Annotated in this window: 15 protein-coding genes; 3 read left to right on the top strand and 12 right to left on the bottom strand. The window is 42.3% G+C overall.

Annotation, left to right across the window (positions count from 1 at the left end; genetic code table 11):
* Positions 1-2: 2 nt before the first annotated feature.
* The 6 genes from AC0VYE_RS06110 to AC0VYE_RS06085 form a co-directional block, all read right to left on the bottom strand.
* A complete protein-coding gene (locus tag AC0VYE_RS06110) occupies positions 3-911 on the bottom strand; it encodes a carbohydrate ABC transporter permease (protein WP_076269698.1) in 909 nt (302 codons plus the stop codon).
* Between the two features lie 18 nt (positions 912-929).
* Positions 930-1,859 carry an ABC transporter permease gene (locus tag AC0VYE_RS06105; protein WP_372239018.1) on the bottom strand — a complete coding sequence of 310 codons (930 nt, stop codon included), beginning with the start codon at positions 1,857-1,859 and terminating at the stop codon, positions 930-932.
* 500 nt (positions 1,860-2,359) lie between these two features.
* The gene (locus AC0VYE_RS06100) at positions 2,360-3,790 is read right to left on the bottom strand and encodes a glycosyltransferase family 2 protein (RefSeq protein ID WP_083682319.1); all 1,431 of its coding nucleotides are present in this window, start codon (positions 3,788-3,790) and stop codon (positions 2,360-2,362) included.
* Between the two features lie 36 nt (positions 3,791-3,826).
* Positions 3,827-4,876 (bottom strand): HEAT repeat domain-containing protein, encoded by a 1,050-nt coding sequence (locus tag AC0VYE_RS06095; protein WP_475446723.1) that lies wholly within the window; start codon positions 4,874-4,876, stop codon positions 3,827-3,829.
* Positions 4,873-8,034, bottom strand: coding sequence for a hypothetical protein (locus tag AC0VYE_RS06090; RefSeq protein ID WP_475446721.1), 3,162 nt, complete (start codon positions 8,032-8,034; stop codon positions 4,873-4,875). Before AC0VYE_RS06090 ends, AC0VYE_RS06095 begins: the two co-directional genes overlap by 4 nt.
* Positions 8,035-8,059: 25 nt before the next feature.
* Positions 8,060-10,252, bottom strand: a complete 2,193-nt coding sequence (locus AC0VYE_RS06085; protein WP_475446719.1) for a family 2 glycosyl transferase — start codon at positions 10,250-10,252, stop codon at positions 8,060-8,062.
* Between the two features lie 404 nt (positions 10,253-10,656).
* Here AC0VYE_RS06085 and AC0VYE_RS06080 point away from each other — a divergent pair, with 404 nt between their 5' ends.
* Positions 10,657-12,789 carry a heavy metal translocating P-type ATPase gene (locus AC0VYE_RS06080; RefSeq protein ID WP_475446718.1) on the top strand — a complete coding sequence of 711 codons (2,133 nt, stop codon included), beginning with the start codon at positions 10,657-10,659 and terminating at the stop codon, positions 12,787-12,789.
* Between the two features lie 60 nt (positions 12,790-12,849).
* Here AC0VYE_RS06080 and AC0VYE_RS06075 read toward each other — a convergent pair whose 3' ends face one another.
* Genes AC0VYE_RS06075 through AC0VYE_RS06065 form a run of 3 tightly spaced genes read right to left on the bottom strand, consistent with a single transcriptional unit; the run spans position 12,850 to position 15,140 of the window.
* Positions 12,850-13,032 (bottom strand): twin-arginine translocase TatA/TatE family subunit, encoded by a 183-nt coding sequence (locus AC0VYE_RS06075; RefSeq protein WP_076269692.1) that lies wholly within the window; start codon positions 13,030-13,032, stop codon positions 12,850-12,852.
* Between the two features lie 26 nt (positions 13,033-13,058).
* Positions 13,059-14,258 (bottom strand): ZIP family metal transporter, encoded by a 1,200-nt coding sequence (locus AC0VYE_RS06070; RefSeq protein WP_475446715.1) that lies wholly within the window; start codon positions 14,256-14,258, stop codon positions 13,059-13,061.
* Positions 14,259-14,276: 18 nt separating this feature from the next.
* On the bottom strand, positions 14,277-15,140 hold the full coding sequence (locus AC0VYE_RS06065; protein ID WP_475449457.1) for a multicopper oxidase domain-containing protein: 864 nt from the start codon (positions 15,138-15,140) through the stop codon (positions 14,277-14,279).
* 549 nt (positions 15,141-15,689) lie between these two features.
* On the opposite strand from AC0VYE_RS06065, the gene AC0VYE_RS06060 reads away from it, so the two are divergent.
* Complete coding sequence (locus tag AC0VYE_RS06060; RefSeq protein ID WP_475446714.1) at positions 15,690-16,415, top strand: hypothetical protein; 726 nt, start codon at positions 15,690-15,692, stop codon at positions 16,413-16,415.
* A 14-nt stretch (positions 16,416-16,429) separates the two neighbouring features.
* On the opposite strand, the gene AC0VYE_RS06055 is transcribed toward AC0VYE_RS06060, so the two are convergent.
* Entirely contained in the window at positions 16,430-18,748 is a 2,319-nt protein-coding gene (locus tag AC0VYE_RS06055) for a glycoside hydrolase (RefSeq protein ID WP_475446712.1), read from the bottom strand.
* A gap of 85 nt (positions 18,749-18,833) precedes the next feature.
* Positions 18,834-20,246 (bottom strand): aminotransferase-like domain-containing protein, encoded by a 1,413-nt coding sequence (locus AC0VYE_RS06050; protein WP_475446710.1) that lies wholly within the window; start codon positions 20,244-20,246, stop codon positions 18,834-18,836.
* 151 nt (positions 20,247-20,397) lie between these two features.
* Here AC0VYE_RS06050 and AC0VYE_RS06045 point away from each other — a divergent pair, with 151 nt between their 5' ends.
* A complete protein-coding gene (locus AC0VYE_RS06045) occupies positions 20,398-21,303 on the top strand; it encodes a DMT family transporter (RefSeq protein ID WP_475446708.1) in 906 nt (301 codons plus the stop codon).
* Positions 21,304-21,411: 108 nt separating this feature from the next.
* On the opposite strand, the gene AC0VYE_RS06040 is transcribed toward AC0VYE_RS06045, so the two are convergent.
* Positions 21,412-22,866: a DHA2 family efflux MFS transporter permease subunit gene (locus tag AC0VYE_RS06040; protein WP_076269795.1), complete on the bottom strand. Its 1,455-nt coding sequence runs from the start codon at positions 22,864-22,866 to the stop codon at positions 21,412-21,414.
* Positions 22,867-23,018 lie beyond the last annotated feature (152 nt).

Genomic DNA, 23,018 nt, shown 5'->3' with positions numbered 1-23,018 from the left:
AATCAGCCCTTAACGGAACCAATCATGACACCTTGCACAAAGTAACGCTGAAGAAATGGATAAACGGCGATAATCGGCGCTGTCGCAACGATAATAACAGCGTATTTGACCAGTGCAGCGATTTCAGCTTTGTTATTAAGAGCTGATGCTGAAGAAGCATCAATTACGCCCCCGCCCTGAGCCGACATCTCCTGCAACACAAGAATTTGCCGCAATACGAGCTGCAAAGGATATTTCGCGGCATCATTCAAATAAATGAGTGCCGAGAAGTAGCTGTTCCAGTTGCCAACACCATAGAACAAAGCCATAACGGCGATGATTGGCATGGACAACGGTAAAATGATTTTGACGAACAGCCGCAGGTTGGTGCAACCGTCGATCTGGGCAGCTTCTTGCAGTTCTTTCGGTATGGATGATTGGAAAAACGTGCGCGCTACAATGATATTCCAGATTGAAGCGGCCGAAGGAATAACGATTGCCCAAATTGTATTCACCATACCGAGTTCCTTGATGAGCAAATAACTTGGTACGAGACCTCCTCCAAAAAACATCGTGACGAGGAACATCCCCATAAAAAAGTTGCGTCCCATAAAGTCTTTGCGGCTTAGAGCGTAGGCAGCAGGCAGCGTAACGAATAAATTGATCGATGTGCCTACTACCGTATAAAGAATGGTGTTGCCGTAACCTGTCCATATGCTGGAGTTTTGGAACACCCTCTGATAACCTTCAAACGTAATGCCTTTTGGCCACAGCCACATCTCGCCGGAACCCACCAATTTCGGATCGCTTATCGAAGCGCTAATCATATAAATGACAGGATAGGCGACTACAATAAAAGCGAGAAATACATAAATATAGTTGCATATCAGAAACACTTTATCTCTTCCGGACTCTTTAACGGCGGAAATCATCGGTCATACCCCCTTCTTCTACCACAGGCTGTTTTCGTTGGTGCGTCTTACGATCTGATTGACAAGCACTAAAATAATGGCGTTAATGACGGAATTGAACAGGCCGATCGCCGTCGAGAAGCTATACTGGGCATCGACAAGCCCTGATCGGTATACGAAGGTTGAAATGACATCGGATGCTCCCATGTTAAGCGAGTTTTGGAGCAGCAATATTTTCTCAAATCCAACCCCAAGCAAGCTTCCCATGTTCAGAATTAAAAGAATGGTCATCGTAGGGATAATCGTCGGAATGTTAATATGAAGCACTCGTTGGAAGCGTGAAGCTCCGTCTATAATGGCTGCCTCATGCAGACCCGGGTCTACTCCTGAAAGCGCAGCCAAATATATGATTGTTCCCCATCCTGCGCTTTGCCAAACACCAGAGAATACGTACATCGTCTTAAACCACTTCGGGTCCGTCAAGAAATCTGGAGCATCAAATCCAAGCCACTCAATAAGATGTGTCACTATTCCCGATGAAGGCGACAAGAACGTAATGATCATGCCTGCCATAACAACGACTGAAATGAAATGCGGCGCATAAGTGACGGTCTGAGCCATCTTCTTGAAGGAACCACCCTTCAGCTCATTGAAGGCAAGCGCCAGTATAATCGGTATTGGAAACCCAATAGCAAGTTCATACAGGCTAATACTTAACGTGTTCCATATCAAGTCCCAAAAGTAATAAGAATGAAAAAATCGGACAAAATGGTCGAAACCGACCCAAGGGCTTCCGAAAATCCCTTTCGTTGGTATGAAGTTCTTAAATGCGATTTGTATGCCGTACATCGGACCGTAAGAGAAGATTAGAAAGTAGAAAAATGCGGGTGCAATGAATAAATACAATTCCCAATTTTGAAGGAGTCTTTTCCACATTCTGCTCTTCTCTTTCGTCGGTTCCGGAAGCATATTTGGTGCGTTCATTGGACTTGCTTCCTGCATAAAATCACTCCTTTCCCATTTCGTTGTAATTGCTTTTGTTTGGTGATTGGCGACAGGAATTTCGGAAATGCTATCGCTTACATTCACAACAATACGGAACATAACAATTCTCGTAAATATGTCATTTCCCGTATCGAATGATAGCGCTTTATATTTATGAGGAAACATCAATTCGCCAACTACTGCGACTATTCAGATAACTTCTCAAATGTGTCATTTTTGTTGAAAAATCGCCTATTTATCGGCAACCGCAAGATTTACCAATCGATTTTCGCCCCCCATACAAGCCCAAACCCCCTCAGAGAGTGGTCTATTCAAGAATGACATGTATGCGTTTTCATTGTTTCTAAGCCAATTGATCCTTTTTCATATTGCGGTTGCCTATTTAAAGTATTTCCTATCGTTCAATTGCAAAAAAAAGAGTATCCGCATCTGCACGCAGCTACTCTTCCATTGCCATTTCAGCATCACTTATCGTTCTCTTTTTTCTCTTTGCTTGAAACAAATTTCTTTCTGTTCATTGCTCCCCATGAATGACGGCCTCTTCTAAAATTAAAAATACCTTCAACACGGAACAGAACAGTAAGCTGACGATAACCTAGGTTTTCCAACACGCCGAACAGCACAAGCAGCAAAGTTTCTTTAAGCGAGCTGTATTTGCGAAATGTAATTTGCTCGAGTAAGATGCTGCCCATTGATAAGGTAGTGCCGAGTAAAAACGCGATAACAAAAAAAGTAATAAAGCTGTCAAACGCAAGCAAGCCAAATAAATAGGCAAGTGGGATAAAGATATAGCCAAGTGCCTCAACAATGGGACCAATTAATTCAAAGATCCAGTAATAAGGCAGTGTCACCATGCCAATCTTGCCGTATTTCGGATTAAAGAGCATTCTCCTATAGCTTATCAGCGTATCAAAAAGACCAATTTGCCACCTTCTCCGCTGGCTTCTTAGATCCTTCATTGTTTCTGGAGCTTGCGTCCAGCAAATCGGGTCCGCTAGAAATTGTATTTTGTACTTCCTCTTCTGGTCTTTCATCGCCTTATGAAGTCTAACGATAATATCCATGTCTTCACCGATCGTATTCACTTTGTACCCGCCGCACTCAATAACGACCCTTTTATTAAACGCACCGAATGCACCGGAAATAATGAGTATGGAATTAAGCTTGCTGAAGCTCGTACGGCCAGTCAGGAAAGCTCGGAAATACTCAATAATCTGAAATTTCGCCATATTGCTTTTCGGAATATTCATCTCCATAAGCTTGCCGTCTTTAATGATCGAGCCGTTGGCAATTCTGACGATCCCTCCAACAGCAATCGTTTCGGGATTTTCCACAAATAACATCGTGAGCTTGATCAGGGCATCATTTTCTAAGATGGAATCGGCATCGATGCATGCAAAAATAGGATAGACAGACACATTAATGCCCGCATTAAGGGCGTCCGCTTTGCCCCCGTTTAATTTATCTACAAATATTAATCGCTCGTATTGATTGCTTCGGTAAATGCCAGCTACTTCATTCGTAGGCAAGCTCTGCATAATGGGTTGGTTTACCTTTTTTAAATTGAACTCGTTTATAATCTTTTCTTTTGTGAAATCGGTGGAGCCGTCATTCACAATAATAATCTCATACTCAAAATAATTTAAAGCGAGCAGCGATTTAATATTATCAACTATCGTTTTCTCTTCGTTGTACGCAGGGACAATGATAGAAATCGGAATCATATTTTTTGAATCAATGTATCTTTTATAATCTGAAGCTTTCATTTTTCGTAAATAACTAAACATATCTAGCGAAGCGATCAGCATTTGCCCATTATAAAAGATGTTTATTCCAATCGTATACAGCATACAAAACTCGCTGAAATAAATAATAAACATTCTGAGAATATACATGTTGTTAAAAACCATCCTCGTTTTTCTAAGTTGTCATTAGGAAGTCATTTCGATCACACTAATCACGGCATCCCGAGCAAATTTATCGTCTCCATCGATGATCCTTGAAGCGTAAGCAATACCTCCAGGAATGAGAACAAGTGCACTGGCGGCATGATGTCTTACCCACCACACACTGTCGCCTGTTGTTTTCCCTAAATCCGCTAAACTATTTTTGGTCCCAATCTTCTCAAGGCCCTTAGCAGCAGCAGCTCTAACCTCCCAATCATGATCATCAAGCCTGGTTAGCATAGAAGCTTCATAATCTGGATTATTCAGCTCGCTCAGCGCTCTTATCGATGCGATTCTAAGGTTCTTATCCTCACTATTCAAATATTTAATATAATGCTCGCTTAAGCCTTCAATACTATAATCAGCAACCGCTTTTATTAGAATGCCCTTCATATAGTCATCACTTCTATCAATTGTTTGTCGAAACAGCTCTTCCTTTGAGCCGTCAAAAGTAGAAATAATTTCGATAATAGCTCTATGAGACAAGTTCATATTTTGGGAGTCATAGGTTAGAACATGAACTAGCCCCTCCAAATCACCAAGCTTCGCAAGAGCAAGCATCATATTATAAATCACATCATTATTTTTGCTTGAAATAAGCGTAAGGATAGATGCCGTTGTATCTCTGAGCTGCAATTCCCCTAGATGCCGACAGGCTAAGGACTGAATATGAACGCTGTTTGATTGCAGTCTTTTGAGCAGAAAAGCTTTCGTTCCCGTTAATTCGTATATGTTCATCAACTGTTCATGATGGGTACGGATAAAATCAGTATCGTGATTAATGACGATATTAATGAACAGCTCTTTTTTTCTAGCACTTTTTCCGACGATTTTATTCAGTTTTTGCACGATTGTTCGTTTATTTTTATTTTCAGTATAGAAGTAGGATGTGAATACTTCTTCCAGCTGCTTCTTCAATTGGCTCGTCGCGGACTCGCTAAAGTAGCGGAAAAACCATATGACGATAATCGATATGAAAAAAAATGAAAATAACGCTGATGAAATGAGCAGCAAATATAATGCTTCTTTTGTCATATATCCTCCTTCGCAAAAAGTTGTTTAAGCATGTCGTAGCTTTTCTTATTGCGAGATACGTATTCGGGTTTCGTCCATGTATTCCATGTAAAGGTTCGGTAGCCGGATGACGTAACGCTTTCGGGAAATTGATAATCGACCTTCTGCGTTTTTTTATCCATAATAACGAGTGAAGCGACTATGCCATCCGTCATTCGAACAGCAGCGCTGTCTCTTATGTTCTCGATTATCCCTTGTTTCTTCTCATCGTCTAATACGAGCAAGCTGGACGGGTCAGTAAAGTTCAAGCTCGCCCATGGAATTCTAAGATACAGCGTCTTGCCCTCTATATAAAAATGGCTGCTGCTGTTGTCAAAGCTGCCAACATTCAAGGTTGATCCATCCTCATAAGCAGCGGGAACCTTTTTACCTTCGGGCGTTTGGTATGCTTTTGAGAGCTGACGCATCATTTTCTCATAAATGCCGTTAGACGATACGGAAGTGTAATAACTGCCTTTGCTCGCATTATATTGCGGGATTACGAGTAATTCGGCTTGCTTCGTATTTTGAATGCTGATATTAAACTCTGCACCAGACCAGTTTTCATTCACGTCAGGAGCCAGCATATATTCGCCATTTTTTCTGTCAACGGTGTCCAAATAGATCATAATGTTCTTCTGATCAAACTTCGGCAGTTCACTGAATTCGGCTGTTATATAGAAATAAGATTCGTTAGCAGCATAAGAAATGGTGCGCAGAGGATCTGTTCCCCGCAAGGTCATTGCATACTCTGTCGGCGTAGGTGATTCTAGCGCTAAAATACCGTATCGCTGAGCAGGATCAATGACATTGTGCCAGAGGCTTCCATGCTCATAAGGGATCATCAGGGAAGAGGTGAACCGGCTGCTTTTTCCCCATTGATCCGCCCATTCGTAAACAAGCCCGCCCATACTGCCGCTGTCCTTTATGATATTCATCATCGCAACGATGCCTTCTCCTTGCTCCGCCTCGCTGTTTTGACCGTCCTTATGGCCAGAAGCGGATATTTGCGATGAGCCTAGGCTTGTAGACAATCCAAATTCGCTAATAAGTACCGGATACTTTTTTTGAGTGCTCATAAAACGATCCAAATACTGCTTATAACCTGCATAGTCAGGTTTTGCTTCCTTCGTTTCCCCAGCTATAAATGCCGGATGATCGGGAAAGACATTGTACGCGCCAAAAAATCCGCTGATCACTTTGCTAGAAATAACAATATGATTAATATCCACTGAAACCGCGTCATCGAGCGTTTCTGGATTTGATGCAGCATGTTCGAGAATGTCTAGCTCTGGAATGCTGGTAATCGCTGCTGGATGCTGCATGTTGTAATTACTTTGCTCATATTGAAAGATAAGATCCGATAGAGAAGCAAGCCACGACTCGGTAGGCGTTGCGTCTACGCTTGATGAAACATAGTCGCCACTATAGTTGTAAGAGGGATGTGCTTGATCCGTTGCCTTTACCTTTTGAGGGGTTAAGCCTGGGTCAACTAAAAAACCAAGGATATAGCCTGACACATCATTCATGTAAAGATCGGAGTTCATCCCCTCTTTTGTTTTTAACTTGGCATTCCCATGAACTGCGTTAATGGTATCTTGAATCGTTTGTTTGTAGGCTGCATTGTACTCTTGATTCAGTAAGTCGCCTGATGGCGGCTCACTGCTCAGCGATATATTTTGAAGCAAATACAGCGGTTTATCTTGATGATTCGTATTGTAAATATCAAGTGCTCGATAAAAGCCTGACGGCATCAACGTGTATACTCGTATCGTATTGGCGTTCATTAGACCAATCTTCTCAAGCCACTCTGAATAAATAGCTGTATCCTCCGGGAAGCTTCCTGCAGGTATACCTGGTATTGCTGTGCCAATATTCATCCCTTTTACGAACATGCTCTTCCAAGCTCCGTTTTCATAAACGGAAAATGTATTGTCGACTATTTTTGATACGAGCTGTATACCATTTGAAGCTGTCTCTGCTTTCGCCTGGAATGTAATGCTTTCATCTAGTGGCTTTGTTTCCTTCAACAGCTTGGACATAAGCGGCACATAAAAATGCCAATAAAAATACGAATGATCCCCTTCGCTGTTTACACTAAATATTTTGTATAGAGCAGAAGCACCCCAAAACCGTTTAATCTTCTCCGGTTCCTTATAATCACTAAAATCACCGGCAAAATAATAGGAGCTCTTCTTACCGGATTTATTTGCAATAATTGCTGGGAATCTAGTATTTAGCCCTAAGACCTTTAATTGCTCCTGTCCTGCTTCTGTAGCGTTTAAGTCATACCATGCGATTACCGACTTATCGTCTGCTGGCTCAATGATTTCAAACCAGTTATAGTAATCAATCGTGTCCGTATGATAGATACCAGCATGATCCTCAGTCATGAATAGACTGATCGATTGTCCTGTAAAATCTTTGCCGCGCTCCAATATGATGATTCTATTGTTGCCCGCAATAACGATTCCCGCTCCCGTTAAGCTCCACTTTTTCCCGTATTGCTGCTCATAGGTTGCTCTTATCCAGTTCGGTACATCTTCTGCCGACGATAATTCCGAGAAAAACTTGCCTGCCCACCCCTTAAAGCCGACGTTAAAAATAGCTTCAAGCTCCTTGGATACGTTTGGTGCAGTAGGCTCGCCTGCAATATTGTATTCGCCAATAACCGTTGTCCCTTTGGCATAACTGGTAGCTATTAAACTAACCTCATCCATCGTCAGACCTGAAACCCCTTTTGGTTCTACACCATTCACCTTCGAATTGCCAGTGCCGTACGCATCTGAAATATAGATCAGATCTGGCACATTAGTTCGTTTATCAAAAGGAACAGCCGTGAATTTCCCATCAACGAGGAAATTCCCATAATAATCCTTCTTGGCGTCATAAGCTTTATTCGTCGCGGGGTTATTTATGCGCAGATGATCCATGATCCAAAACAACCCGCGCTGCTTGCTGTAATCGAGCTCCCTTATTATGCCGCTCGTTTCAGATGCTTGAGTCGGAAAGGTTTTATTAATGACAACGACATCAAGGTTTTTGCTCGGTGTAAGCAGCCAAACGATGAAAGGAATCGATACACCAATTAATAAAGCTATAAAAATGATATAGCGAGCTTTCATATTTCTTTTTTTCATTTGTATTCCTCATTTTATATATGAATTAATTCATCGCTTGAAATCCTTTTTGCAAAATGTAATAGGAAGGCTTCAATCGTTCATGAAAAGTCGGCTGCTCCCATTCCTTCCAGCTATATTCTTCCATTGCTATAGGCTGCTGCGTCGTTCCCGACGTGCTGCCCGTCTTGATATGCTGTATGCCAAAGCTTATTCCATCTACCTTCAGCTTTGATATTTTTCCACGAGCAAACATATCATCAATGACATATTTATGAGATGGGTCCATCACATTCAGCAGCTGCCACGGAATTCTCATTTCCACTTTTCCATCTTTATAATAAAAATCACTTAAAGAATTAAAATCGGGGTTATCCGGATTACCTATTCCGTATTGGAGCAGCCCCGTCTCATATCCTGCAAAAGGAACGACCTTGTTCAGCTGCGGAACTACATAGCTTTTATTTAAACTAAGCCTGATGGGGTTAAAAATACCCGTGTTCTTATGATGAAAGGCTGGGGTCTTGTCGATGAGGCTCGTTTGAACCGCATATCTAAAATAGTAGTTATCGTAATAGGCATCTACTAATACATGTGAGTCCGTTGGTCCATGAATTTTCACTACGAAGTCTGCATCCTTGCTAAATGTGGAGCCAAGCTGTGAGAAGCTTCTGTTCCCTTGTTCCTTTATCGTATCGATCGGGATGATCAACGTGTCCTTATTAAAATCGTAGTCTTCAGCATCAATCATGAGATAGACATATCCCTCATCACTTTTTACGTATAGCTTGGTATGATCGTCAGCGTACAGGGGAGTATCATTTGCCCAATCATCGAACGAACCATCGATATAACTGATGCTTTTTTCGTTGCCAGGATCAAGCGCTAATAGACCAAAATGCTGCTCATTCGTTTGAGAATTAAGCCAGTATGGCCTTGAATCAGGCAAATCCAAATCATTGTTGTTCCACGTTCGCTTAAACCATTCATCCTGCCACGAAAAAACCAATCCCCCTGCTAAATTAGCAGCGTGAATATCCTTCATCATTTTCATCAGCATATCGCCTTGCGTACGTTCATCTATAAAGCCCTGATTAAAGCCTGTAATTTTATTTTCATGCGCCTTGCCGCGTGAGGCTGGAATGCCAAATTCCGAAATAAGAACAGGCATGGAATGGAACTTCTTAATTTCCTCTAAATAAGCCAAATAAGGATTTGATTTTCCCTCGGCATCTTTAAAGTGAATATAATCGGTCTGATAGCTAAACGTATCGGGGTAATAGGGGTAAACATGATAAGAGGCAAACATGCCGGCTTTATAGCTGTCATGCCATTTAACATGCTCGACGTTTACTTCTACAAGGTCTTCATTTTTATAAGGCTCGTTAGGATGTTTTAGCGGATCTGTCGTTACCCAATTGGAAAAGGCAACCGGGCTTTGCATGTTATAGGTTGTCATTTCATAATCAATCAGCTTATCTCCTACTTCAGTGAGAAAGGCCTCAAACGGAGATGCGCCTACGGTATAAAGGTATTTGCCATCATAATGGTTGCGCTTTACGTTATTTTCATTCGTGCTGACGACAAGCGAAGGCTCCCATTCAATACCAACAATCCATCCGATGACATACTTCGAAACATCCGAGGTATAATTGCCGTCCGCATGGCCTTTATTTACTGGCAAATAATGATTGCCATGCAAAATATTAATCGTATCTTTAACCGTAACATTCATATCATTTAGAATCTTGTCATTGCTGCCAAAAGCATCATCGATTGTTGCTATATCGCTCTCATTAACCCAAACGCCATGAAACACATAAATAGGCTTCTTGCCATTTTTCACTGCATTTTGATTAAAATCAAATAAGGCATTATAAAATTGCGGCCGCTGTATCGTGTACACTCTGATCGTGTTTGCATGCATATCTGAAATATAGCCAAGCCATCTATAGTATTCATCGTATGTAATGGCAACCTCGCCGGGAAAAGCGCCTGGCTTCCCAGCTCCAAGGTTCACACCTTTAATAAATGTTTTCGTCCATTGTCCATTTTCCAAAACATAAAAAGAGTTTCCATCCACCTTGCTTACATACTCCGATGCCATTGGTGATGTGGGGTTGTTATGATCTGTTGCATTTATTTTATTTTTCAAAATAAACAAGCTTAAATAGGCTATAGCGATTAAAATAATGATAATAATTGAACCATACATATAGTTCTTGCGCGAAATTTTCATTTTCAGCCCCCCGAAAACATTATAAGTATAGATTTGTTTCACTGTCTATTCGGCGGTATACCTCAAATATATCCAATTAAAAATTTAAAAGGCTTGAAATCCAATCATTCTCAATTTGATCATACTATATCCAGCAGTTCATGAATGTCCTTTTTTACGACAGGCTCGAGCATCATTCCTTCACATCGTACGCCATACATTATTTCGCATATTCAAACTCCGCAAAGCTTACCAATCCTTGTCTACTTGAATTTATGGCGTTTCAGATGTGTACAGTTTCTAACAAACCGAATGGTGTTTACATGAATTTATAGCGGAATGGAGAAAATACGTTTGACATAAATGTTGGAATTGCATATTATATGAACAAGTATTCATATATTCAACTGGAAGAAGGATGTCTTATGAATGAGTATCGAATAAAGGGACTCTCTTGTGGTGGCTGTGCCCTCCGAATGGAGGAAGAGATTAAACAATTGGAGCATGGCTCGGATGCAAAGCTCAGCTACAATTCAGGAAAATTAACGGTTGATCCGCAAATTTCCATGGCTGCAGTTAAGAAAATTTTAAAGTCAGACAATGCCTATATCGAAGCAAGCTCGGAAGCGAATACGGGACACGATCATAGTTCTCATAGTCATGCTGGACATGATCATGATCACGATCACAGTCATTCCGAAGGCCATTCAAATATGCTCAAATTGCTCATCGTATCGGGCATCATCTATGTTGCCGCATTATTCCTTGATGGCGTGCTCGACAAACAAGCAGTCATTCTATTATATTTGACCGCAACGATTATTAGCGGCTACACCACATTTTTCCGCGGACTTAAAAATTTAATTAAATTGAAGTTTAATATTGATACCTTAATGACGATTGCGTTAATCGGAGCTGTATCCATTGGTGAATGGAAGGAAGCTACTCTCGTTGCCATCTTGTTTGGACTAAATGAGCTGCTTGAAGGTTATGGCATGGAAAAGGCGCGCCGCTCCATGGAAGCTTTATTTCAAGTTGCGCCTAAGGAAGCATTAAAAGTAGAAAATGGCCAAGAGATTATCGTTCCGATTGCTTCTCTTCAAATCGGCGATCTTGTAAAAATTAAGCCAGGCGAAAAAATCCCTTCGGACGGTATCGTCTCTGAAGGAAAAAGCTCGGTGAATGAAGCGGCAATCACAGGTGAATCACTGCCGGTTGAGAAGGAAGCAGGAGAACCCGTTTACGGCGGAAGCATTAACAATGAAGGGCTGCTTCTCGTTCGAATTGATAAAGCATACAAGGATTCCTCCTTGGCAAAAATCCTTCATCTCGTTCAAGAAGCACAGGAGACCAAAACGCCAACGGAGCTTTTCATTAATAAATTCGCTAAATATTATACGCCGCTCATCATGATTGTTGCTGCGCTTGTTGCCCTTATTCCCCCGCTCCTCTTTCAGGGAGACTGGATTACATGGCTTTATCAAGGATTATCCGTATTAATTGTAGGCTGCCCTTGCGCCTTAATTCTTTCTTCGCCAATTGCTATTGTTTCGGGCATTACAAGAAATGCTCGGAACGGTGTACTCGTCAAAGGCGGCGTATTTCTAGAGCAGCTTGGCAAGATCGACACGCTTGCTTTTGACAAAACAGGTACGTTAACAAAAGGCGAACCGCATGTTGCCAAATTGGAAGCTTATGATGAAGAACGGTTTTTCCAAGCAGCTGGAGCAATCGAGAAATCATCCTCCCACCCGCTGGCGAAAGCGATTATGAAGGAAATAACGAGCAGAAATATGACAATACCAGAACCGGATGAAATTCAAACGATATCAGGTCGGGGAATTAAAGCGAAGGTTAACGGCCTTGCATACTGGCTTGGAAATGAAAAAAGCATCGAGCATATTACGATTCCGGATCCTATCCAAAATCGCATTGAACAATTAAAAAATGACGGACTTACTCTTGTATTGGTGGCAGACGAGCAGCAAGTACTCGGTATGTTTGGCATTTCAGACGAAATTCGCGAGGAAAGCCGGTCTGTAATCGCATCCTTACACAAGCTGGGAATTAAGCGTACCATTATGCTTACAGGGGATCATCAGAAAACAGCGGAGAAAGTCGCTTCCGCCGTCGGGGTGTCCGAGTTTTATGGCAATCTTCTGCCGGAAGATAAAGTGAAGAAGATTAAAGAGCTTTCAGCAAGCCACCATGTCGCGATGATAGGTGACGGTATTAATGACGCTCCTGCTCTAGCCTCTGCGCAGCTCGGCATTGCGATGGGCAAAGGAACAGACAGTGCGATTGAAACAGCCGATATCGTCCTCATGCAGGATCACTTGGGCAAGCTGCCCGAAGCCGTTTCCATTGCCAAAAAGGTCAATCGCGTCATCTGCTTTAACATTTGCGTCTCGCTCGGACTGAAAATCATCGCATTATTGCTTACCATTCCCGGCTGGCTCACCTTATGGATTGCCATTCTCTCCGATATGGGAGCGACTATATTTGTTACGCTTGTCAGCTTGACCATCTTAATTGAAGGAAAGAAGCGTGCAGATTAAATTCATACGCAAATAAACAAGAGCCGTTAGCATTATGCTGACGGCTCTTCACTTGTTTGATCATTCGCGCTCCTTCGGCTGATCGGGTTTTTCATCCGGGTCTATCAGTCCTTTTGCCCCTTTTTTGAATTCTGACAGCGTCGTTCCAATCGCTCGCCCAAGCTGAGGCAGCTTGGATGGTCCAAACAGCAGCAACCCTAAAATCACAAGCAATACAATTCCTGCAACACCTATATTCGGCATTCTGAACTCCCCATTCCCGTTTGGTTCTAGAAGTTAACTAACAAAGCTGTTACATACATCAGCAATATGCCAAGTGTTAAACCTGAGAAATTGAGCCACGAAACGGCAGGTGCTTCTGCAGCCTTTGCATCCCTAACAATCATTTTAAAAATGACATAAATAACTTGTATAATGGCCCCTGCGCCAATACCGAAGAATAAGGCCGCCAGCGTTTGATTAAAGACAAATCCACCGATCCACGTTCCGATAATAGCAGGACCGCCGCCTAAGAGTGCTAATGCGAGGAAAGTCTTGTAAGTTGGTTTTGCTTTTAAAAGCGGCGCCGCTATGCCAATCCCTTCAGTAATGTTATGCAGCGTAAACCCAATAATAAGGAAGGATCCAAGCGCAGCCTCACCCGCGGCAAAAGCAGCACCTATCGCAAGACCTTCACCGAGATTATGGAGACCTATTCCACTCGCGATTTTGAAGGATACCTGCTTGCCAGGATCATTATGCTGGATTGCCTTTTTGGATTTCGTCTGATCAATGGCTATGAGGAATAAGAAGCTTAATGCCGCACCGAACCAGACTAGGCCTGTGCCTTGAAATACGCCGGGTGCTTCCGCACCAAGCTCTAATCCTTCTTGTATGGTATCCACAGCAAGAAAAAATAAAAGTCCAACTGTAAATGCCAATACCGCCTGAATGCCTTTGCTTGAGAAGCGACGCATAAAAGGATACCATAGCAATCCCAGTCCTACTGGAACGACACCTACATAAAAACCTATTAGTGAATATTGTAGAAATCGATTGGTATCGGCAGTTGGCGTTTTCATTGCAGCAGGTACATCCCCTGTAAATATTAGTCCGTTAGAGGTAATTAGCTTAATTTGATGAGGATCTCCCTCCACCCAAGGATAAGGAATATAGATCGTCGAGCTGCCGAATCTCTCAAGCGTAGGACTAGGTGAATAGGAAGCATTCCAAAAAGAATCATCGACAACAACTTGAGCAACCGTCAGCTCCTTTGGCCCAGAATTAAGTATACGAACTTCAAATCCATCATCCGTCAAAATAATACGTTCAAAATTGAGCACTTCAATCGGGGCCGCTTGCTGTTCTTCTACACCTGTACCCCATGAAGCGATAACAGAAATCAAGCCAGCCAGCAGCAGCAAGGGCATTATGCCAAGCAGCCAGACTGCTTTTTTACCCAGCTTTTTATTTATTATTTCACTTTGCACATCGCACACCCCCTCTACTTAACCGACTTCAAAAAATCCCATCCAGCCGAGCTCCGTAAACTCACTTTGATGAGCATGGAACATATATTTTCCAGGAGCGGGAAAGGTAACTTCAATGATGCCTCTCTCCCCTTGGCACTGCATAATCGTATCTGTATATTGCGGCCTCGCATCTGGGTCAGCGCCGGTGGCATAATAGTGAAAAAAATTAGCATGCAAGTGAAAGGAGTTAATCGGATCAAATTCCGTTAAATTACTTAAATAAATACGAACCAGCTCACCCGTTTTCACCTTAATCGGTCTAGATTGGTACGCAAATGCGTAGCCATTGACCGTGTAAACCTCGTTCTCGCCATCTAAGTCCAGATCAAAGCCATTCATGACCATACTTAGCTCTTTTGCAGGTTTCCTTGGTTTCTTAGGATCAATAATGAAGTGACCATATAGGCCCTTGTGAATATGTCTAATCAACGGAGGAACATGACAGTGATAGGGCTGCAGCCCTGCTGGCTTGGCTTCAAATTCATACACAAATTCACTGCCCGTCGAAATAGGCTCTAAACCATCCATGTGGGTTGGATGAATACCGTGAAAATGTATGGAATGCGGGTGCGCGGACCCGTTCCCGAACTTGACTCGTACGATATCCCCCTCCGTACAACGAAGTGTCGGCCCTGGAATCGTGCCGTTGAATGTCCACCCTGGAAATTTAATGCCCTTCGCTATTTCCACCTCAGCATCCCATGCCTGTATATCGTATTCTCTAATCGTCCTGCCATCTGGAGAAATACTAACGACCCCATAATCAAAAGCCGTTAATGCTTTTACTGCCGCTTCAAGCCCCGGCGTTGAATCGGTTCCCGGATCATAACCATGCGCCATCCCTTGTTTCATCTGGTCTTTGAGCGTATGATGCATTTCTTCCTTCCCCATCGCATGAGCAGACCTGCCAAATAATGCACTTGTATTTAAGAAACTGCCTCCGATCACACCTAGTACGCCGGCAGCTCCGACCTTAAGGATGTTTCGTCTTGAGAACTGCCGATTTGGATCAAATACCATTCGATTCACCTCCATGTTAATTTAAGGGATTAATTTTGCCCTAGTGCAAAATTATTAATAAAAAAAATTTATTTCACTTAAGGACAATTAGTTTACCTGAGGAAACTTTTTTGGTATGAGTAAAATATATGCTAACCTAGGCATGTTGTAAAGTGTTTTTTATGAAGCTTGTATATGCTCGGGAGCATACTGCATCATTGAAAAAAAAGGCTTCCCTCGAGTTCGATAAACTCACGGGAAACCTCTCTCTCCTATTTCGTAGAAGAATATGAATCACAATAGCCTGCAACATACGAGCAAAAATCTTCGTTTAAAAGTTTAGCTATTATGAAAAGTTGATTATATTAAATAAAATGGAGATAAAACTTGATGAGAAAAAAAGTACTGCTACCTCTTCTTCTTCTTTTGATAATCGCAACAGCCGTGGTATTTATCATAAAAAGTCTTCAAGCTGATCCATTAAAAAAGTCCCTTTCCATTGAACAGAAACCATCCGAGAATTCAACTGATACACTCTTAGTCAAAGACGAAAATGGAAAAAACTTAAAGCTAAAGATTAATGATATTCCTCCGTATAAGCAATATTTACAATCGCAAGAGGATAGCAAGACCGAAATCGAGCGGACCCAATCAGAAGCGCTCACTCTCTCCACTCCAGAACATTTCATATTGTTAAAGTACAGTTGTGGAAATAAGCAATGTTCAACCATTTTAGTGAAGGAAAGCAACTCCACAATTACAAGTCTAGCTTTGGGTGACGGCATTTTTCAAGACTTTCAACTATCTCCGGATAAAACAGAGCTGCTGTTACGATACGGTTATAGTGAAGGCGGAGAAATTGTTCGCCATACGCTGATCGCTGTTGATTTATTAACTATGGAAAAAATACCTTTTGAATCTACAGCGTTAACGAACGAATACATGTCTACTCCAATCTGGCCTATACTCGACTATCAATGGATCGAGAAAGATCGGTTTATGATCGAGTCGGCTGATTTAGAATCATCAGATTATGAAGCAGTGAAGCACTGGTACACTTCAACTGAAAAGAAAACAAAAATCGTTGAAATCTTTATAAATAAAGCTAAAAATTAGAGCCCCTTCCTTTTTTATTTCATTGTGGGCTCTTTCGGTGTGTAGATCGTTTTATCATTTCCATCAAGGATTAGCGCTGATTTCGCTGGAATCATCTCGCCTTGAAAGTTAAAAGAAGCTTCCGAGAAGTTAGCCACTACTTTCAACGCTTTACCATATTCCGTCATCTGAACGAGTTTGTCCTCTGTTAGAACTTTATAATCCGTCATTTCTTCCTTTATCGCTTTTTTACTAAAGCTTGACCATACCTTAGAATGATTCACTATGGTTTCTTTATATTTTTCCCACTCGTGCTTATCTAGATGATATAACGGAGGCACATTATAAAGAATTTCATACAGCATCCGATTCGAAATTTCATCTTCTATTTTTAAAGTTCCCCAGCCCCACCAATATGTCGTGATCACAGAATTGTTGTAAACTAACTTATACAATGGGATCGTATAGCTAGTATCCAAAAACAGCTTCTTGTACTTGTCCTTTAACGGTATTTGTTTAGCAAATAGTTCGGGAACTCCGCCGTTGCTCGAATAATATCTTCCTACATAATATTCGCTTTCTTTATTTGTGCTCATATCCTTATCCATCCATGAGAATGATGGCGTCTCTATTCCATGCGCAAAAGCAACCGTTTGGTTAGCAAAATCGTTGCCACCCTCTGTTCCAACGACCAGCTTCCATTGTTTTTGCAAATACGCCATTCGCTTTATTCTAGCCTGAATATCTTCTTCTTCCGTAGTCACATGCTCTGGCGAATAGTCATCGAAGATTTCTCCAGTACCATCCGTATCAAGAAACCATGAGTTAAAAGCTAAACCAGTATTGAAAATCGATGTTACTCTTTCTTCTACACTAGGCAAGGCAAGCGTTGGGTTGAGCTTTCTGCCTTCTCCTTGGAACCCTACAATTTTTTTCCCGTCCTTATCGGTTACCGTTGCATGCTCGTAAAGGGAAGTATCCTTAAACTTAGCCGTCGTCCATTTCTCTTTTCCTGGTTCATGGATTGAATGATACGAGTCATAGGTGCCAATTAAATAACCAAGACTTTCTGCCTCTTTGACAAACGCAGGTTTAATAAACCCTTCCTGCCAATCATCCAAACCAATCCACATATTGTCGAGCCCAGACTGCTTCATATCCTTTATGACATCAATCGTATTGGCATCTGCCCACTTCTCAATGGGATCAACTGCAGCGCCAAGCACGCTTTTTAACAATCGTTTATTCAGATCAATCAATTCAACAGCGTTCAAATTTTCTATACCGCTGCTTAACAATCGCTGAGTTTCTTCATCTAAGTCAGTAAAAATTTTGGAATCATAAAATTCTTTTAGCTGCATGACCGCACTTAAACTTTTTACAATTCGATTTATCGTGTATTTATCTACATAGTCTAAACGATTTAAATCGTCAAAAGCGGATGAAAGCTCTGCTCCATCTTCCACTTTAGTTTTTAATAGCTCCTGAATCCATATTCTCAGTTTTTCGGGAAGATTGCTCCTCAACTTTGCCCATTGTATATTTTCTTCTGAAATAACCGTTCTGTCCCAAAAATAAGCGTGCGGTGCTCCATAAAGCTTTTCGATATTGCTATTTTCTTTAGCCTTATCCGCCAAGCTTTTGAATTCACCCTGTTCAATCAAATAATCTTTATACGTTTTTGCGACAGCTGTTGGATTTTTTTTCGTTACATAAATTCTAAATCCATATTCCTTTTGTTTATTAATCACTGGAAAATCATGATGAAAAGTAAACTGGATAGCGTTATCGGTATTAAAAACAATTTCATTGTTATATGCGTTTTTAATAATGTACATCAGCGAGTATTCGCTTTTATCAGCTGCAAAAAATGGCATCGAAAAAGACTCAATAACTTTCATTTCTTGTTCACTCAAATACTCTTTCCACGTCTGATCATCGCTTGGAATATACTTTCCTTGGTTTAATGGAAGCATATACCCCTCGCCCGTTACGATTGGCCATGCAAAGCTACTTTCCTCCGCCTTGCTGGATTTGATCGTTACATCTACATAGTTCGCTTTTTTTTCAATTTCAACGTCCATTTGTTTCTCTGGATAGGTCCAGCTAATTTGGTCTCCGCTGTTTTTTACATTTGAAACTTTCATTTTGTCCAGTGGTTCCGATGCTTTTTCAGTCCTTCCACCTGACTCGATCTCAAGCGCGAAGGTTTCTGGATCTACGTCAAAGCTAAAATCCACATCTTCTATTTGTGCATTTACTTCCCCGCCTCGCGTATTATTGTCGTTCTTGCACCCCGCAAGAACACTTGCTGTGATTGCAGCCAGCATGATGATGGCTATTATTTTTTTCATGTCTCGCACCTCCTGAATCAGACTACATCAGGGGTGTTACGCCAATGTTACAAAAAGTATGTTCAAGCAACTAAATTTTTTTCAATCATAAAGACCGCGATAAAGCCGTTAAGCGCTGCATTCCTTCCCGCAATAATGCCTCACTCGCAAAAGAATAACTAAGCCGGATCCATGATTTCAGCTCGCCGAGCGGGTCAAATATTTCTCCGGGAACGAAGGAAATGGATTGCTCCCTGCTTTTTTTAAGAAGAGCTTCTACTGATATATCGCTTGGAAGTTTAACCCATAAATTAAGCCCGCCCTGTGGTGCCGTCCATTCCCAGCCTGCTATGGCAAGCTCCTCTTCCATGATCTCTTTATGAACCTGCAGCGCAATACGAAGCTTTTCCACATGCTGCTGCAGCCTAGGCGAGGCGAAATAATGCAAAAATATTTTCTGATTAAGCTGCGGAGTCCCGTTATCCGCAAGCGCCTTCGCTTTGATTAACTGCTCCATGAATGGATATCGGCAGGCTGCAGCACAAATCCGCAGACCCGGCGCAATATATTTGCTGAAGCTGCTAATATAGATGACCCAGCCCTCCGTGTCATAAGCGAATAAGGGAAGCGGGGGCGGCTCAACAAAATACATATCTCGGAATGGATCATCCTCGACGATAAGGCAGCGGTAACGCTCCGCCAATTCCACCAGCAATTTGCGCTGCCAAGCTGGAACAGTATAACCGGTCGGATTTTGGTGGGTTGGATTCATATAGAACATACGCGGCTTATGCTTGCGCATCAAGGCTTCTACTTCTGCCAAGTCATAACCTTCCGGTGTGATTGCAACAGGAATAAGCCGCGCGCCTTGCCTGCGAAAAATATCCATCGCTACGCCGTAGGTCGGTCGCTCAATCAACACCGCATCCATCGGCCCAAGCATAATCTGGGCAATCAAATTTATGGCCTGCTGAGCACCTGATGTGATTAACAATTCCTTAGGTGACAGCTGCAATCGATGATGCTCTCTGAAATGCTGGCTTAGCGACTCGCGAAGCTCTTCATCCCCCTGCACGCTGGCATAAGTCCCCATAACCTTAGGATAGAGATCAAACACTTTTTTCACATAGTCCGATAAGAACAAATTCGGCAGCAAATTAGGATCAATCAGCGCTTGAGAGAACTGATACTTAGCTGGAATTCGATGAATATCAGATAACGAGTTATTCACTGCATAAGAGGTAACGACGGCGCTCTCTTCCACCTCTTCAGAAAATGCATCGTCCTCCGAAACATAATATCCCGATTTGTCTTTTACATACACTTTGCCGTCCTCAGCTAGCAATCTATAGGCTTTAAATACCGTCAGCCGATGCACATTGATCTCTTCAGCAAGCAATCGTATCGACGGTAATTTTTGATGGGCTTTCCATTCCCCTCGCTCTACACGGTTCAAGATATAATCATACACTTGCCGGAATAACGGATGGGCTTGCTGCGCTCCCGATTCTTTTTTCATCTGTTCATAACACCTCTTCGCCGCTGCCTCTTTCCATTATTGTACACGAAATATTTATTCATCTGTTCTGTTCCATACAATCTGTTCTGCCTTGCTCCCTATATGATTAACAAAAAACAATCTCGATCCGACATCTAAAGGGGAAATGAACATGATTTTTTTGGCTTATGCGCTCGTATGTCTTATATTTGGCACAACCTTTCTGGCAATTAAAATCGGAGTAGACGCCGGTGCTCCCCCTTTCTTCTCGGCAGGGCTTCGCTTTTTTCTAGCTGGCGCTATTCTGTTTCTTTGGATGGTTTGGAAACGCAAGGCAAGCTTCTCCTTGCTGCTGCGCAAAGAGATGCTGTTCACTGGGGCTACGCTGACGTTTGGAACCTTCTCTACGCTGTACTGGGCGGAGCAATATGTATCTTCTGGACTCGCGGCTGTGTTATCGGCTACGGGACCCATCATGATTTTGCTGCTGCAAACGGCTATTCTTCGGCAAAAATCTCCCAAACACTCGCTATACGGCTGCATTATTGGCTGCATCGGTGTACTGCTGTTAGTTTTGCCCAATCTTTCGGTGGATGTCTCACCCTTGTGGCTTGTCGGCTGCGGGGCTATACTGATAGGAGAATGCTGTTATGCAACAGGAGCGCTATATTCCAAAAAAGTAATCAACCGCATGTCCGATGCTTCACCGATAGCCATGAACGCGGCACAAATGATGGTTGGCGGAGCGATGATGTTCATTTTATCTTTGTTCACCGAAGCGGTGCACCTTGAATCCTTTGCATCATTTCAGACGGCAGGCTCATTAATTTATCTGATTGTAATTGGTTCCATGGTTGGGCATACCTTATTCTACTGGCTCGTCGCAAAGACGAATCCCGTTTTCCCATCTACATGGCTCTATATCTCTCCTCCAATTGCTGTAGGAGTCGGCGTACTCTTTTATGATGAGACAATCTCTTGGATTACACTGCTTGGTATCATTACGATTATTGGTGGAACCGTCCTTGTAAATGCAGGTGCACTCAGCCAGTTAATCTCAAAGCGAAGATTGAGGTAGTAGGGTGATTAAAAGATAAAAAAAGGCAGTCAATAAGTTCATTGAACTTATTGGCTGCCTCTAATTTTTGTAAAATGTATTTTGTCCAAGTTACTCGAACAAATCTGATTAAGCAGACTGCTTCAGCTCATCCTCTTGAGGTGCCTTCGTTTTGCGAATGAAGAGACCGATGAGAATTGCGAGGACAGAGAGAATTCCTCCGACGATAAACGCACTGTGAAGACCCGCTACCATTGCAGGTATTCCCTCAGCAGGGTTGGTCGGATCCGGGGATGTAGACATATAATCTCTCATGCCGGACGACATAATGCTGACGAACAATGCCACACCAACCGCACCTGCCACTTGCTGCAGCGTGCTCATAACCGCCGTACCATGCGCGTACAATCTGCGCGGCAGCTGATTAAGGCCTGTCGTCTGCGCAGGCATCATCACTAATGAGATACCAATCATCATTAAGATATGTAGGAATACAACATATCCGCTCGTCCATGCTGCATCAATTCCAGAAAACAGCCAGATGGATACACTCATCAAGATAAGACCAGGTATAACGAGCACCCTTGGTCCAAATTTGTCAAACAAAATACCGGAGACCGGTGCCATAATACCATTCAAGATACTACCGGGCATCATAACAAGACCAGCGCTAAGTGCAGTAAGCATCATGACATTTTGCAAAAATAGCGGAAGCATGATCATCGTAGAGAACATAGCCATCATAAGTACAAGCATCAGTACCGTTACAAGCGAAAACATAGGGTAACGGAAAACACGCATATCGAGCATCGGTTCCTTCACCGCAAGTTGACGCCATACAAATGAAATCAAGCTGATTCCGCCTACAATCAGGCACCAGACAACCTTAGGATCTGACCATGAGCCTTCTCCTGCGCTGCTAAAGCCATAGACGATGCCCCCAAAACCGATGGAGGAAAGCAGGATGGAAATAATGTCGACCTTTGGTTTCGTCAATTCACTTACATTTTTCAAATAAATCGCTGCATAGACGATAGAAACGACCGCCAAAGGAATGACCAGATAGAAGAGCCATCTCCAGTTAAGCGAGTCAACGATAAGACCAGATAAAGTAGGCCCAATAGCCGGAGCGGACATCATGACCAAACCGATCAATCCCATTGCGCCGCCCCTCTTCTCTGGAGGGAAAATGATAAGAATCGTATTCATCAATACAGGTATCATTAATCCTGTTCCCAGGGCTTGAACAACACGTCCAACAAGCAGAAACTCAAATATTGGTGCTGTCGCACATATCACCGTACCCGCAAGGAATAAAATCATTGCCCCGAGAAACATTTGACGTGTGCTAAACCATTGTTGCAAAAGTGCTGTTATAGGGACAAGAATACCGACTACGAGCATATAGGCTGTAGCCAGCCATTGTACAGTCGTTTCCGTGATGCTGAAATATCTCATGAGCTCTGGGAATGCAATGTTCAGCAAGGTTTCATTCAGAATCGATACAAATGCGCCAATAATGAGTGCGGCAACGATCGGTCCTTTCTTGATTTTGCTCAAATCCAGGTTAGAATTAACCTCCATAGTAGGGCCGTTCAAGAATACTCCTCCTCCAATTTTCTCTTCTCTTTTCGGACAATTGTCCGAATTACTTACAAAATATACCGAACATTTGTCCTCATTGTCAATAACCTAAATTATGACACTAACGAATTGAACATTCAACTTCTTTGCTT

The organism is Pristimantibacillus sp. Z349TD_6 (genome assembly GCF_056173205.1).
The sequence above is the reverse complement of the archived record's forward strand: the minus strand, read 5'-3'. Positions and strand labels throughout refer to the sequence as shown.